The organism is Tsukamurella sp. USMM236, assembly GCF_037148755.1.
In the GTDB taxonomy this organism is placed as follows: Bacteria; Actinomycetota; Actinomycetes; order Mycobacteriales; family Mycobacteriaceae; genus Tsukamurella.
Window position 1 is genome coordinate 369,614 of the sequence record NZ_JBBCSS010000003.1, and the last position, 13,745, is coordinate 383,358.

A 13,745-nucleotide genomic window follows, 5' to 3' on the forward strand; every position below is an offset into this window, starting at 1 on the left:
GCATTGTGTGCGCCCCGAGTGGCCCCTTCGTCCGCTACGGTGGGTGTCGTGTTGGGTGACGGGAACGGCTGGGTCCGCGACCCGGACGGCTCCCGGTTCTGGGGCCGGTTCGGCGCCGCGGGTCTGTTGGCTCTGTCGCCGGACGAGAGCCGGGTGTTACTGCAGCACCGCGCGTGGTGGAGCCACCAGGGCGGAACCTGGGCGCTGCCCGGCGGAGCGCGCGACTCGCACGAGTCCGCCGCCGCCGCCGCCCTCCGCGAGGCCTTCGAGGAGACGGGCCTCCCGCCCACGTCGCTCGAGGTGCTCTCCGAGGTGGTCACCGCCCGCTCGCAGGTCGGCTGGACCTATACGACGGTGCTCGCCCGTCTCGTCGAGCCGCGGGACCTCGTGCCCAACGAGGAGTCCACGGCGCTGGAGTGGGTCTCGCTGGGTTCGGTGACCGACCGCAAGCTGCACCCCGCCTTCGCCGCCGCCTGGCCGGACCTGCAGGTCCAGGTCCGCGCCCTCGCCGAGGACTGACCGTCCGTGTACGGGGTAGCGCTGTGGGCGCTGCTGCTGGTCCTCGTCGTCACCGCGGTCGTGCTGATCTTCCTCGTCCCACCGCGCTCGCGTCGCCGCGGCGAGCGGCCGCGTTCGCCCCGCCGGCACTGATGCCCACACGGCTCGTGCAAGCGCCGTCGATGGCAGGCGGTAGGCGACGTCACGTACGTTCGGCCACACCGAACGGGTTGTCGATGACGTACCTCCACCGCCCGTCCCGCCCGCGTCGAGCCACATCGGTCGCCGTGCCGCGGACGTCGACGTCGTCTCCTGCGGCGGTTCGTCCGACGATCTGCCAGTCGACGATCAGCAGCGCGAGTGCGTCGTCGAACACGTGCACCTGTTTCACCGCAATGCGGATCGGGACGCCGAGCGACTGCAGAGCGGTGTTCGCGGACCGCCGTTCGTCACCGGTGACCGCGGTGTCTTCGCGCGGGATGAAGACCGCACTCGGCTCGTACACCCGCTCCAAAGCCGCCGGATCGCCGGAGTTGAAGGCCGCGGCGAAGACGTCCGGATGCAGATGCGGCTCGGTGGTCAGCTCGATAGCGTGGGCTGTGTGGTCCATGAGCACACGCTGGCAGCCGTTTCCGTGGCTCACCAAACGGTGAGTGCGGCAGTGGTCGACGATCTCGTCCCGGACGGTGCGGGAAACCACAGCGCGCCCTCGGACGACTGCCCGGTGGAAACCGCGCTGGCAGCGATCGCGGGGAAGTGGACGACGCTCCTCCTGCGGGAACTGAGCCGCGGCGAGCTCACCTTCGGCGGCCTGAAAGCGGCGCTTCCCGACCTCTCCGACAAGGTGCTCGCCGAGCGCCTGGCCGCACTGGTCGACCGCGGCATCGTCGATCGGATCGCCCATCGCGGCTACCCGAATCGCGTGACGTACTCGCTCACCGAGGCGGGACGCACTCTGCGGCCCCTACTGATCGAGCTCTACCGGACGGGAACCCGACTTCAGGAGCTGCACCGCGGTCCGTGAACCGTGCGGCTATCCGAGGGCGGCCTTGAGGGCGCGGGCGGCGGACTCGGGATCCTCGGCGGCGGTGATGGCGCGGACGACGACGATGGCATCCGCGCCGGCGGCGGTCACCTCGGGAACGCGGGCCAGGTCGATGCCGCCGATCGCGAACCACTTCCGCGTGGGTGCGGCCGCGGCGGTCTCGCGGACCAGCGGCAGCCCCGGCGCGTAGCGACCCGGCTTGGTGGGCGTGGGCCAGCACGGGCCGGTGCAGAAGTAGTCGACGCCCTCCTCGGCGGCGGCCGCGAGGGCCTGGGCACCGTCGTGCGTGGACCGCCCGATCACGACGTCCGGCCCGACGATCTCCCGGGCGACGGGCACCGGCAGGTCGTCCTGGCCGAGGTGAAGCACGTCGGCCCGGGCCGCGAACGCGACGTCGGCGCGGTCGTTCACCGCGACCAGCGCGCCGTGCGCGTGCGCGATCTCCCGCAGCTGCGCGACGATCTCGATCTCCTGCGCGGCCTCGATCGCTCCGAACTCCCGCTCGCCCGCCGAGCCCTTGTCGCGCAGCTGCACGATGTCGACGCCGCCACGCAGCGCCGCGGCGACGAACTCGGCCAGGTCGCCGCGCTCGCGGCGGGCGTCGGTGCACAGGTACAGGGAGGCGGAGGTGAGCCGCTCGCGGGGGGAGATCATGGCCCCAGCGTAGGCCCGGCGGAGTAGGCTGGGTCACGTACACACGGGAGCTCCCGCCGCGGGGCTGAGAGTGGGGCACGTCGCGCCCCTGACCGTCAGACCTGATCCGGGTAATGCCGGCGAAGGAAGGATCCATAGGTGTGAAGAAGACTGTGACCGTCGTGGGCGGAGGCGCCGTCGGCCTCACCGTCGCCTGGACGCTGGCGCGGCGCGGGAGCACCGTCACCGTCGTCGATCCCCGGCCCGGCTCGGGCGCCTCGTGGGTGGCGGGCGGCATGATCGCCCCGTACTCGGAGGCATGGCCCGGCGAGGAGGAGCTGTACCGGCTCGGGGTCGAATCCCTGGGCCTGTGGGAGGGATTCGCGCGCGACCTGCAGCCCTACGCCGACGGTCCGCTTGTCACCTCCCGCGGCACCGTGCACCTCGCCGTCGACGAGGGCGACGCCGCGGACCTGCAGACCGTCGCCGATGCCGTCGGCGATCCCGCGGTATTCGCGCCGCTGCGTCCGTCGGCCGCCGCCCGCGCCGTTCCCGGTGCGGCGCCGCGGATCCGGGCCGCCGCGACCGCGCCCGACGAGATCTCGGTCGACAACCGCCTACTGCACCGGGCACTCCGCGCGGCGTGCGCGGCGGAGGGCGTGGCCTTCCGCGCCGAGGAGGTCGACGGTGCCGCGGCGCTCGACGGCCTCCCGGGTGACGCCGTGATCGTCTGCGCGGGTGCGGATTCCGCCGCGCTCGCGCCGGGGCTGGGCGTGCGGCCGGTCAAGGGCGAGGTGGTGCGGCTGCGGCGCGGCCCCACCTGCCTGCCGCCCCCGACGGTGACGGTGCGCGCCCGGGTCCGCGGCCGGCAGGTGTACGTGGTGCCCCGCGCCGACGGCGTGGTCGTCGGCGCGACGCAGTACGAGAACGACCGCGACCTCGGCGTGCGGGTCGGTCCCGTGGTGGAGCTGCTGGACGACGCCTTCGCCGTGCTGCCCTTCCTCCGCGAGTACGAGTTCGTGGAGGTCGCGGCCGGGCTGCGGCCGACGACGGCGGGCAACGTCCCGGTGATCGCGCCGCTCGGTGGCCGCGTCTTCGCGGCGACGGGGCACGGCCGCAACGGATTGCTGCTCGCCCCGGTGACCGGGGCGCGAGCGGCGGATATGGTTCTGAAGCAGGAGGTGCAGGCATGGAGCTGACGGTGAACGGTGACGACCGGCAGGTGCTCGACGGGACGTCCGCGCAGACGCTGCTCGAGCAGCTCGGGCTGCCGGACAAGGGCGTCGCGATCGCGGTGAACGGCGCTGTCCACCCGCGCTCGCGGTGGGACGAGGCGCTGCCGGCCTACGCCGACATCGAGGTGCTGACGGCGGTCCAGGGTGGCTGAGCACTCCGATCCGCTGGTCATCGCCGGCCGGGAGTTCGGCTCGCGACTCATCACGGGCACCGGCGGCAGCGCCAACCTCGAGCATCTGCGGGCCGCCCTCGTGGCGTCCGGCACCGAGCTGACCACCGTCTCGCTGCGGCGCACCAGCCTGGCCGAGGGCGGCGGCGTCCTCGAGACCATCCGCGAGCTGGGCATCATGCCGCTGCCGAACACCGCGGGCTGCCTCGGCGCCGCCGAGGCGGTCCTCACGGCGCGGCTCGCCCGCGAGGCGCTGCACACGGATTGGATCAAGCTCGAGGTGATCGGCGACGAGCGGACCCTGCTGCCCGACGCGGTCGCCCTCGTGGACGCCGCCGAGGAGCTGGTGGCCGACGGCTTCACGGTGCTGCCCTACACCAACGACGACCCGATCCTCGCCCGCCGCCTCGCCGACGTCGGGTGCGCCGCGGTCATGCCCGCCGGCTCGCCGATCGGCACCGGCCTGGGGATCCTCAACCCGCACAACATCGAGATGATCGTGGCGCAGAGCTCCGTTCCGGTGATCCTGGACGCCGGGATCGGCACCGCGAGCGACGCCGCGCGCGCGATGGAACTCGGCTGCGACGCCGTGCTTCTCGCGTCCGCGGTCACCCGCGCCGCGGATCCGGCGGCGATGGCGACCGCCATGCGGCTCGCGGTGGAGGCCGGCCGGCTCGCCCGCGGTGCCGGCCGGATCCCACAGCGCCGCTGGGCCGTGCCCTCCTCCCCGATGGACGGCCGGATGGCCGCGGCGACGGGCTCCCGTGGCGGGGCCTGAGCGGGGCGGGCTGCCGGACGGGGCGTCGGAGGCACCGTCGGGACGGATCCGCCGCAGCGCGCAGATCGGCGGTGTCGCGGTGCGCCACGCCGCCCGGACGGCGGGCACTCTGGCCACCGGACGGTTCCGCGACGATCGGGCGGCCCGGGACGCCCGCGACGCGACGCTCCTCGCCCTCGCCGACGACCTGGTGACGGTGCTCGGCGGCATGCGCGGCGCGGCCATGAAGCTGGGCCAACTGATGGCCGTGATCGACATCGGGATCACCGGGAGCTCGGCGCGGGAGGCCTTCGCGGAGCGCCTGCAGCCGCTGTTCCGGTCGGCGCCCCGGTGGACCGACTCCGCCATGATGACGGTGCTCGACCGGGAGCTGGGGGAGCGGCGGGGGCGCATCGTCCGGCTCGACGGGCCGATCGCGTCGGCGTCGATCGGGCAGGTCTACCGCGGCGTTCTCGACGACGGTCGCGCCGTGGCGGTGAAGATCCAGTACCCGCGGATCGACGCGATGGTCCGGGCGGACCTGAAGAACATGCGACTGCTGCTCAAGGTGTTGGGCAAGTACATCCCCGCGACGAACGCCGCGGCGCTGTCCGAGGAGATCGCCCGCCAGGTGCTCGCGGAGCTGGACTTCGTCGCCGAGCTGCGCCACCACCGCTACTTCGCCGACCTCTTCGCCGGACACCCCGGCATCGTCGTCCCGCCGCCCGTCGACGAGCTGTGCACCGGCCGGGTCCTGGTCACCGAGTTCCTCGTGGGCGAGCCCTTCGCCTCCGCCTCCGCCCTGGACGGGCCGGCGCGGGACCGGATCGGCGAGGCCGTGTACCGCTTCTACTGCGGCGAGATGTACCGCACCGGCCGGTTCTGCGCAGACCCCCATCCCGGCAACGTGCTCGTGCTGCCCGACGGCCGCGCCGGATTCGTCGACTTCGGGATGACGGTGCACCTGACCGACGAGGAGCACGCCTTCGAGCGGGACCTGTTCACCTCGCTGCTGCGCGGCGACACCGAGCGGGTGCACGACCTCGCCGTGCAGGCGGGTTTCATCGGCCGCCCGGACCTCATGGACGCCGACGACCTCGCCGAGTACATCGACCACGTCGTCGGCTGGCACCTGCGCGAGGGCACGGTGACCATCACGCCGAAGACCGCGCGCGACGCCGTGATCGCCGCGACGCTCCCGGCCGGCGGCTTCTACGACAAGTTCGAGGGCCAGATGCTGCAGGCGGAGCACGCCCTCGGTCGGCGCACCGACATGTCGACGGTGGCGCTGCTCGGCGAGCTCCGGGCGAGCGCGCCGTGGCGGGCGATCGCCTGCGAGGTCCTGGAACTGGGGGAGCCCGCGACGCCGATGGGCGTTGAGATCGCAGAGTGGCGGACTCGCCGGGAGGCCGAACCGCGATAGAATCTTCAACCATGTCGGTAACGGAGTCGGGCGTCGCGGAGGCCCCCAGGCCGCGCCGCGGCCGTCCGCCGTCCGTCGGCCTCGCCGAGCGGCGCCGCGAGGAGCTGACGGACGCCGCCTTCACCGTCTTCGCCGAGCAGGGCTACGAGCACGCCTCGGTCGCCGACATCGCCAAGCGCGCCGGCATGGGGCAGGGCACGCTGTACCGCTACGTCGAGGGCAAGCGCGAGCTCCTCGACCTCGTCTTCGATCGCTGCGTCGACGAGCTGATGACCGCCATCGCCCCGGACCGCGTCGTCGACGTGACCGCGAGCGGCGACCTCGCCGCCGCCGAGGAGATGGTCGAGGGCGTCGCCGGCCGGCTCTTCGGATTGGTCGATTCGCGGCCCGACATCCTCAAGGTGGTCATGGTGCAGTCCGGCACCGTCGACGAGGAGCTCCGCTTCCGGATCCAGGGCCTCTACCAGACCTTCGACTCGATGATGGGGCGCGCGCTCGGCCACGCCCGCGAGCTCGGGTGGATCGTGACCCGTACCGAGCACCCGGAGACCGAGACCGTCCACCTGGGGCGCCTGCTCCCGGCCCTCGGTGTGCCCGGCCTGGTGATGGCGCTGACCGCCGGTGACGATCCCGAGCGGCGGCGGGACTACGTGCGCGCCGCGGTCCGGATGTCGGCGAGCGGGATCCTGTCCGGCGAGGCGCGGGCGGCACTGCCACCCCTGGCACCGTCGGGCGAAGAGGCGCCCGCGGAGCCCGACGCCGCCGCGCCGGTGCCGGTGGCCGGACGGTCCGCCGAGCTGCTCGATGCCGCGATCGCCGAGTTCGTGGAGAAGGGCTACGCCGCGGTCGGGGTCCGCGAGATCACCGAGCGCGCCGGGGTCAGCCACGGCACCTTCTACAACTACTTCGACAGCAAGCGGCACATGCTGACGGTGCTCGTGGAGCGGAACCGGCAGGCCGTCCTCGGTCGGCTCGACCGCGTCGTGGCCGATCCGCCCGCGGCCACCGTGGAGGCGCTGCAGGCCGCGGTGTTCGACCTGAATCGGGATGTGCTCCAGGACATCGCGGAGCGACTGGACGAGTTCCGCTTCCTCGCGCTGGAGGTACCCGGCGTCGACGTCGAGGCCTTCGACACCTACCTGGTCCTGTACCGGGAGGCCGCGTCGAGATTCGAGGAGATCCTCGGCGGAGCGCTGGCAGTGGGCCTGCTGCACGAGAGTCTCGGCATCGGCGACATCGCGGAGGTGTGGCTGGGCTACATGCTCGGCACCGCGGCGGCGATGGTGAGCGACGTCGACGTGACGAGCCCCGCCGAGAGCGCTCGTGTGGTCACGAATCTGCTTCTCGGCGGGGCCCGTACGCTCTGATCGGTCAGACGCTGGCGAGGTCCTCGCCGGGGCGCGCGTCGTCGCGGTCGGCCGGCGTGGACTCGACGATGTCGTGGTCCTTGGTCTCCGCCATCAGGTAGCAGCAGAGCACGCTCACCGCGGAGAGCCCGGCCAGCATGAAGCCGACCCACAGCTGGTTGCCGTCCGCCACCCACTTCGCGGCGATCAGCGGCGGGATGGCGCCGCCGAAGATGCCCGCGAGGTTGTAGCCCAGGCCGGCGCCGGTGTAGCGGTAGCGTTCGTGGAACATCTCGGGCAGTGCGGCACCGGCCGGGCCGTAGGCGATGCCGAAGATGATCAGCGTGCCGATCAGCCCGACGGCGTACATCGGAAGGCTCTTGGTGTCGAGGATCGGGAACAGGACGAGCGACCACACCACGGCCAGCCCGCAGGAGGTCATGATGACCTTGCGACGGCCGATCTTGTCGGAGTAGATCGCCGACGCGGCGATCGCGAGGCCGAAGAAGACCGCGCCGGCCATGCCCATCGCCAGCACCGTGGTGCGTGGGAAGCCCAGGTTCTTGGTGGCGTAGTTCGTGAGGAACGCGGTGCCCATGTAGAACAGCGAGAACAGCGACGCCAGCGCACCGGCGGCGATGAGGATTTCCTTCCACTGGAAGCGGATCGCGTCCAGGAAGGGCAGCTTGGTGCGGTTGATCTCGCTCATCGCGCGCTTGCGGACCTCGGTGAAGACGGGGGTCTCCTCCACGGTCAGGCGCACCCACAGGCCGACCAGCACGAGCAGTGCGGACAGCAGGAACGGGACGCGCCAGCCGATCGTCATGAAGGCGCTCTCGGCGTTCTTGGTGTCACCGGCGGTCAGCGTGAACAGCAGGAACGTGCCGCTGGAGAGGAAGAACGCGAACGACGGGCCCAGCTGCGGGAACATCGCGTACAGGCCGCGCTTGCCCTTCGGGGCGTACTCGGCGGTGAGCAGCGTGGCGCCGGCCCACTCGCCGCCCACGGCGAAGCCCTGGAAGAAGCGCATCACCACGAGCAGCACCGGCGCGAGCGTGCCGATGCCGTTCGGGAACAGCCCGAAGACGCCGGTCTCGCTACCGGGCAGCAGGCCGATCATCACCGTCGCGGCGCCCATGATGAGCAGCGTCCACACCAGGGTGCGCTTGCGGCCGATCCGATCGCCGAAGTGCCCGAACAGGATCGCGCCGACGGGCCGGGCGAAGAAGGCGACCGCGAAGGTGGCGAACGAGGCCAGCGTCGCGACGCCGGGGCTCATGTTCGAGAAGAAGATGGTGGGGAACACCAGGGCGGCGGCGGTGCCGTAGATGAAGAAGTCGTAGAACTCGATCGTGGTTCCGATCGAGCTGGCCATCGCCACCCGGCGGAGCCGGGCTTTCGGGACGGCGGGGAGTTCGGGTGCAGTCACGTGCGCTCCTCGGGTCGGTGAACCCCACGAACGGTAGTGACCGCGGTCACACCCCTGATACCCCCGAAAGGGGGTAGACGGTGCCCGGGCCTACGGCAGGAGTCCGAGGCTGCGGGCGCGGGTGACCGCCTCGAACCGGGTGCTCGTGCCCAGCTTCTGGCCGGCGCTGCGCAGGTATGCCTTGACGGTCTCCGCGCTGATCGACAGGCGCTGCGCTACCTCGGCGTTCGTGCAGCCCAGGGCCACGTGGGCGAGGGCGTCCAGCTCGCGGGCGGTGAGCGGACGCTCGGGCCGGGCGGCACCGCCGGACGGGCGGCCGAGGTCGGTGATCCGGCCGCACGCCGATTCGAGGCGGGTCCGCACGGCACCGTCGGTGATCTCCCCGGCGAGGGCGCGGAGCTCGGAGAAGACCTCGCGCAGGAGCTCCCGGTCGACGCCCCCGAGCGCGGAGCGCTCCGCCGCGGCGGCCTCGGCGAACTGCATCCGCCGCTCCACCTCGTCGCGCACGCGGAGCTCGTAGGCGAGGTCGCGGACGGTGCGCGCGACGGCGCCCAGGACCGCATCGCCGAAGGTGGACTGCCTGTGGTCTGCGGCGTAGAAGACGGCCCGCACCACCCCGTTCACCGCGAGTGGGACCGCGACCATCGAGCGCAGGCCCTCCGCCTGGACGTGGGCGTGGTAGTGCTGGGTGATCCCGGCGGTGCCGTAGTCGGCGACGGCGGTGGGGCGGCCGGTGCGCAGGACGTGCCCGCCGAGGCCCGCGCCGCGCGCGACCGGGAGGCCGTTGAGCGCGGGGGTGCGCAGCCCGACGCCGCCGCCGAGGACGACGTGGTCCTCATCGACCAGGCCGACGAAGGCGACGGGAAGTTCTGTGCGCGTACGAATGGTTCGCAGGGCGGACCGGGTGACGTCGGCGTCGATCGTGCTGGCGGTCATCGGTCTCTCCGGGGTCACAGCGGGTGATTCATCATCGCATGACCGGTTCGTCCGTGTGATGGGAACCACAGCCGGGCGGCGTCAGCAGGGCGCCGCCGGCAGGGCCCCGAGCTGCGCGCGGACCGTCTCCGCGAGCCGGGTGAGTGCGTCCTTGCCGGATGCGAACGAGCCGTCGGCGGGCCGCGCGGACAGCATGAGCCCGGTGTAGCCGCGCGGCGTCTGCACGACGGCCAGCTGCCGGACCACGTAGGCGCCGTCGGTGCCGGGGCCCCAGCCGCCCTTCACACCCACCGACTGCGCGCCGCGCAGACCGAACGCGCCCCACTGCTGGTTCGCGTCGACCTCACGCATGAGTCCGGCGGCGATCCGGCCCGACGGCGAGCAGGGGAGGCGGGCGGCGAAGGTCGCGGCGGGGCCGTCCTCCCAGAGGGTCTGGCCGAAGGCGGAGTACTCGGGGCGCACCTTGCTGGACTGCACCACGGTCTGCGCGTCGCCGCCCTCTCGCAGCACCTGCTGCACCGCGAGGCCGGCCTTCGCGGGCGGGCCGAGGGAGTCCCAGATCGCCTCCGCGGCGGCGTTGTCCGAGTGGGTGATCGCGGCACGCATGTCCGCGGTGGCGGTGGGCTTCTCCGCCCGCTCGAGCGCCGCCATGACCAGCGGCACCTTGGACGTCGACCATGCCGGGAAGCCGGTGACGTTCCCGGCGGTCACGACGCGCCCGTCGCCCGCGACGGCGATGCTCGCCTGTCCGGGGATCCGCTCGACCGCCCGGTTCAGCGCCGCCAGCAGTGGATCCGCGGCGCGCGGTGCGGGGCTCGACGACGGTCCGACGGGCGCGCCGGAGCGCGCGCTCGCCGCGTCGTGCGGCGCCTCGGACGATGACGGGGCGGTGGAGCCCGCGTCGCCGACCGTGCACGCGGCGGAGCAGAGCGCGACCGCGAGAAGCGCTGCGGCCCTAGTAGATGTAGACGATCGCATTGTTCCCTCCCCGGCACGTCACGACGTTCGTCGTGCCGGTGCACGACATGGCGATCGATCCGAGGTTCGTCGCGTTCGGGCTCACCCCCGAGACCGATCCGGATTGGGGCGCGGTGAACTGCGCGCGATAGGCGGCCGCGATGACGTTCGCGAAGCCGCACGAGGTGTAGGGCTCGCCGGGGACGCCGCTGCCCCTGTCCGCGGCGACCGTGCCGAAGACCGCGCTCGTACTCCCGACGCAGACCTCGACGTTCGGCGGCTGGGCGGCCTTCGTCACCGTCGGCGTGGCCGACGGTGACGTGGTCGTGGTGGCCTCGGAGGTGGGCGCGACGGTGGTCGTCGTCGCCGCGACGGGCGTCGACGGTCCGCCGCCGCCCAGCAGGACGACGGCGGCGACGATGCCCGCGACCAGCAGGATCGCGCCGACCGCGAGTGCGGGGATCAGTATTGGACTGCGTCGCGGCGCTGCCGCGGCGGGCGGGTACGCGGCGGGCGGCGCGTAGCTCGGGGTGACGTACCGCGGCTGCCCACCCGAGGACGGCCCGCCGTGCGGGTACGAGATCTGCGTGGGCAACGGCGCGGACGGCGGGCCCGCCGCGCGCGGCGCCGAGGGCACCGTCGTCGTGGTGCCCCAGCTCTGCGGCGTGCTCTGCAGGGCGGCGGTGGCGGCCCGGGCGAGCGAGCCGCAGGTGGGATACCGATCCTCCGGACGCTTGGCCATGCCCTTGGCGATCACGGCGTCGAGCGCGACGGGGACGGGGCGGGGCGCGGCGGCCGCCGCGCGGGGCGGCGCCGAGAGCAGGTGGTGCCGCATCATCTCGGAGATCGAGCTCGCGGCGAACGGGGGCCGGCCGACGAGCAGCTCGTACAGGACGCAGGCGAGCGAGTAGACGTCGCCCGTTGGGGTGGCGCCGCCACCGTCGAAGCGCTCCGGGGCGGCGTAGGCCTGCGAGCCGACGAACAGGCCGGCGGAGGTGAGCCGGTCCGCGTCGCCGACCACGACCAGGCCGAAGTCGAGGAGGTACGCGAAACCCGACGGGGTGACCTGGACGTTGGCGGGCTTCACGTCGCGGTGCACCAGGCCCTGTAGATGCGCGGAGTCGAGTGCGGAGGCGACCTGTGTCACCAGGTCGACGGCCCGCTCGGGCGGCAGTGGCCCCGCGGCGACGAGCTCGGCGAGGTTGCTGCCGTCGACGAGGCGCATGTCCAGATAGAGGGTGCCGTCGATGTCGCCGTAGTCGTGGATCGGGATGACGTGGGGGTCCGACAGCCGCGCGGCGGTCCGCGATTCGTTCGTGAAGCGCTCGCGGAATCCGGGATCCTGCGCGACGCCGGCATGCAGCAGCTTGAGCGCCACGTCGCGGCCCTTGACGGTGTCGTGTGCGAGGTACACCTCGCCCATCCCGCCGCGGCCCAGCAGCCGCACCAGCCGGTACGGGCCGAAGGTCGTGCCCGCCCGGTCGCTCGTCGAGTCCCCACTCATCGCTCGCCCCCTCCGCGGAGTCCGGTCGGGCCGAGTCTATGGCCGGGCGCGCGTCACGGCGGCGCGGCCGAAGAATTGTTAGCGTGAATCCATGATCGAAGTCGCGGGTTTGACCAAGACCTACGGGGCCGTGCAGGCGGTGAACGACCTGTCGTTCGCGGTGCGGCCCGGTCGCGTCACCGGGTTCCTGGGGCCGAACGGCGCGGGCAAGTCGACGACGATGCGCTGCATCCTCGGACTCGACCGCCCCACCGCCGGCCGCGCGACGATCGGCGGCAGCGAGTACAGCGCCATCGACCGCCCGCTGACGAAGGTGGGCGCGCTGCTCGACGCGAAATGGGTGCACCCCAACCGGACCGCGCGCGACCACCTGCGCTGGCTCGCGGTGGCGAGTGGCATCCCCGCCGGGCGCGCCGACGAATGCCTCGCGGCCGTCGGCCTCACGGACGCCGCGCGGAAGAAGGCCGGCGGCTTCTCCCTCGGTATGGCGCAGCGCCTCGGCATCGCCGGTGCGCTGCTGGGGGATCCGGGCGTGCTGCTGTTCGACGAGCCCGTGAACGGCCTCGACCCCGAGGGCATCGTCTGGGTGCGTACCTTCATGAAATCCCTCGCGGCACAGGGGCGCACCGTCTTCGTCTCCAGTCACCTGCTCGCGGAGATGGCCCTCACCGCGGATGACGTGGTGATCGTCGGCCGGGGGCACCTCGTGTGGAACGGCACCATGGCCGACTTCATCGCGCAGAACTCGGAGCACACCGTGCGCGTGCGGAGCCCGCGCGACCGCGAGCTGGCGAAGGCGCTCACGTCGCGCGGCCTCGCGGTCGATGCGGCGGCCGAGGCCGCGCCCGGTGGCGGCGGCCGGACCGTCCTCACCGTCCGCGGCACGACGAGCGACGCCGTCGGTGAGATCGCCGCGGCGGAGGGGCTGCCACTGGCCGAGCTAGCCCCGCAGAGCAGTTCACTGGAACAGGTCTTCATGCGCCTCACGGGCGGAGCCGTGGAGTACCGCGGAACGGGAGGCATCGGATGATCGTCCGCGCTGTACAGGCCGAGTTCGTCAAGCTCGCGACGGTCCGCGCCACCAAGTGGCTCCTCATCGGATCGTCGGCGGCGGCGCTGGCCATCACCGTGATCGTCGCGCTGGTGGTCCGCAACATCGGGGAGACCATCGACGACATCGGCGTGGTCGCCCTGGCGCCCCTCTCGGGCTTCGCGGCACTGCCCGGTATCGCCATCACCTTCGCCGGGGTCATCGGCGTCCTGTCGGTGACCACCGAGATCCGGTACAACACGCTGCGGACGACCTTCCTCGCCGTCCCGAACCGGTGGATCGCCCTGCTGGCCAAGACTTTCGTGGTCGCCGTGGTGTGCGCCGTGACCTACGCCGTGGCGATGGTCGTCGCGGTCCTGCTGTTCGGCGTGATCGTGGACGGATCCCCGGCGGAGGTCCTGCGCTCGGGCGCGGGCTCGTTCCTCGCCTTCCCGATCGGGACGGCCTTCGCGGCGGTGCTGGGCGTGGCGGTGGGCTGCGCGCTGCGGAACGGCGCGGGTGCCATCACCCTGCTGCTGGGCTACCTGTTCGTGGTCGACAACGTGATCACGACGATCCCGCAGACCCGGGAAGCCGGCCCCTATCTGCCGCTGTCGAACCTGCAGAACTTCATGGGCGTCCTCTTCGACGAGAGCTTCCCGTGGGGCGCGCCGGTGTCCTTCGTGTACCTGGTCGTGGTGATCGGCGCGCTGTGGGCCGGGGGCGCGGCGCTGGTCGCGCGACGTGACGCATGACTCATTGCGCCTTCACATCGACGCAGC

The 13,745-nt window shown here is 72.6% G+C and carries 16 protein-coding genes and 1 riboswitch; of the genes, 10 read left to right on the top strand and 6 right to left on the bottom strand.

What is annotated here, in order from left to right:
• Window positions 1–48 precede the first annotated feature (48 nt).
• Both WFK95_RS12850 and WFK95_RS12855 read left to right on the top strand, forming a co-directional pair.
• Window positions 49–519, top strand: a complete 471-nt coding sequence (locus WFK95_RS12850; protein ID WP_336670959.1) for an NUDIX domain-containing protein — start codon at window positions 49–51, stop codon at window positions 517–519.
• A gap of 6 nt (window positions 520–525) precedes the next feature.
• Window positions 526–651, top strand: a complete 126-nt coding sequence (locus WFK95_RS12855) for a hypothetical protein (RefSeq protein WP_255602884.1) — start codon at window positions 526–528, stop codon at window positions 649–651.
• A gap of 49 nt (window positions 652–700) precedes the next feature.
• Here WFK95_RS12855 and WFK95_RS12860 read toward each other — a convergent pair whose 3' ends face one another.
• A complete protein-coding gene (locus WFK95_RS12860; protein ID WP_336670960.1) occupies window positions 701–1,198 on the bottom strand; it encodes a YybH family protein in 498 nt (165 codons plus the stop codon).
• Window positions 1,199–1,222: 24 nt separating this feature from the next.
• Between WFK95_RS12860 and WFK95_RS12865 the strand changes: the two genes are divergently transcribed.
• Window positions 1,223–1,522 (top strand): winged helix-turn-helix transcriptional regulator, encoded by a 300-nt coding sequence (locus WFK95_RS12865; protein WP_336670961.1) that lies wholly within the window; start codon window positions 1,223–1,225, stop codon window positions 1,520–1,522.
• A gap of 9 nt (window positions 1,523–1,531) precedes the next feature.
• Here WFK95_RS12865 and thiE read toward each other — a convergent pair whose 3' ends face one another.
• On the bottom strand, window positions 1,532–2,197 hold the full coding sequence (gene thiE, locus WFK95_RS12870) for a thiamine phosphate synthase (RefSeq protein ID WP_336670962.1): 666 nt from the start codon (window positions 2,195–2,197) through the stop codon (window positions 1,532–1,534).
• Window positions 2,198–2,230: 33 nt separating this feature from the next.
• Window positions 2,231–2,342: riboswitch (TPP riboswitch) on the top strand.
• Between thiE and thiO the strand changes: the two genes are divergently transcribed.
• The 5 genes from thiO to WFK95_RS12895 all read left to right on the top strand — a co-directional run bounded on the left by thiO (window position 2,338) and on the right by WFK95_RS12895 (window position 7,128).
• Window positions 2,338–3,375 carry a glycine oxidase ThiO gene (gene thiO, locus WFK95_RS12875; protein ID WP_336670963.1) on the top strand — a complete coding sequence of 346 codons (1,038 nt, stop codon included), beginning with the start codon at window positions 2,338–2,340 and terminating at the stop codon, window positions 3,373–3,375. (Overlaps the previous riboswitch by 5 nt.)
• Entirely contained in the window at window positions 3,366–3,563 is a 198-nt protein-coding gene (gene thiS, locus WFK95_RS12880) for a sulfur carrier protein ThiS (protein ID WP_224645278.1), read from the top strand. The genes thiO and thiS overlap by 10 nt, the downstream gene beginning before the upstream one ends.
• A complete protein-coding gene (locus WFK95_RS12885; protein WP_224645277.1) occupies window positions 3,556–4,359 on the top strand; it encodes a thiazole synthase in 804 nt (267 codons plus the stop codon). Before thiS ends, WFK95_RS12885 begins: the two co-directional genes overlap by 8 nt.
• A complete protein-coding gene (locus WFK95_RS12890) occupies window positions 4,346–5,761 on the top strand; it encodes an ABC1 kinase family protein (protein WP_336670964.1) in 1,416 nt (471 codons plus the stop codon). The genes WFK95_RS12885 and WFK95_RS12890 overlap by 14 nt, the downstream gene beginning before the upstream one ends.
• An 11-nt stretch (window positions 5,762–5,772) precedes the next feature.
• Complete coding sequence (locus tag WFK95_RS12895) at window positions 5,773–7,128, top strand: TetR/AcrR family transcriptional regulator (protein WP_224645275.1); 1,356 nt, start codon at window positions 5,773–5,775, stop codon at window positions 7,126–7,128.
• Between the two features lie 4 nt (window positions 7,129–7,132).
• On the opposite strand, the gene WFK95_RS12900 is transcribed toward WFK95_RS12895, so the two are convergent.
• From WFK95_RS12900 to WFK95_RS12915, 4 genes are all read right to left on the bottom strand, one after another.
• On the bottom strand, window positions 7,133–8,482 hold the full coding sequence (locus WFK95_RS12900; protein WP_224645389.1) for an MFS transporter: 1,350 nt from the start codon (window positions 8,480–8,482) through the stop codon (window positions 7,133–7,135).
• A 144-nt stretch (window positions 8,483–8,626) separates the two neighbouring features.
• Window positions 8,627–9,472 carry a LuxR C-terminal-related transcriptional regulator gene (locus WFK95_RS12905; protein ID WP_224645274.1) on the bottom strand — a complete coding sequence of 282 codons (846 nt, stop codon included), beginning with the start codon at window positions 9,470–9,472 and terminating at the stop codon, window positions 8,627–8,629.
• An 81-nt stretch (window positions 9,473–9,553) separates the two neighbouring features.
• The gene (locus WFK95_RS12910; RefSeq protein ID WP_224645273.1) at window positions 9,554–10,450 is read right to left on the bottom strand and encodes a class A beta-lactamase-related serine hydrolase; all 897 of its coding nucleotides are present in this window, start codon (window positions 10,448–10,450) and stop codon (window positions 9,554–9,556) included.
• Window positions 10,428–11,933 carry a serine/threonine-protein kinase gene (locus tag WFK95_RS12915; protein ID WP_336670965.1) on the bottom strand — a complete coding sequence of 502 codons (1,506 nt, stop codon included), beginning with the start codon at window positions 11,931–11,933 and terminating at the stop codon, window positions 10,428–10,430. Before WFK95_RS12915 ends, WFK95_RS12910 begins: the two co-directional genes overlap by 23 nt.
• A gap of 91 nt (window positions 11,934–12,024) precedes the next feature.
• On the opposite strand from WFK95_RS12915, the gene WFK95_RS12920 reads away from it, so the two are divergent.
• Both WFK95_RS12920 and WFK95_RS12925 read left to right on the top strand, forming a co-directional pair.
• Window positions 12,025–12,963, top strand: coding sequence for an ABC transporter ATP-binding protein (locus tag WFK95_RS12920; RefSeq protein WP_224645271.1), 939 nt, complete (start codon window positions 12,025–12,027; stop codon window positions 12,961–12,963).
• Window positions 12,960–13,718 (top strand): hypothetical protein, encoded by a 759-nt coding sequence (locus WFK95_RS12925; RefSeq protein WP_224645270.1) that lies wholly within the window; start codon window positions 12,960–12,962, stop codon window positions 13,716–13,718. The genes WFK95_RS12920 and WFK95_RS12925 overlap by 4 nt, the downstream gene beginning before the upstream one ends.
• Window positions 13,719–13,745 lie beyond the last annotated feature (27 nt).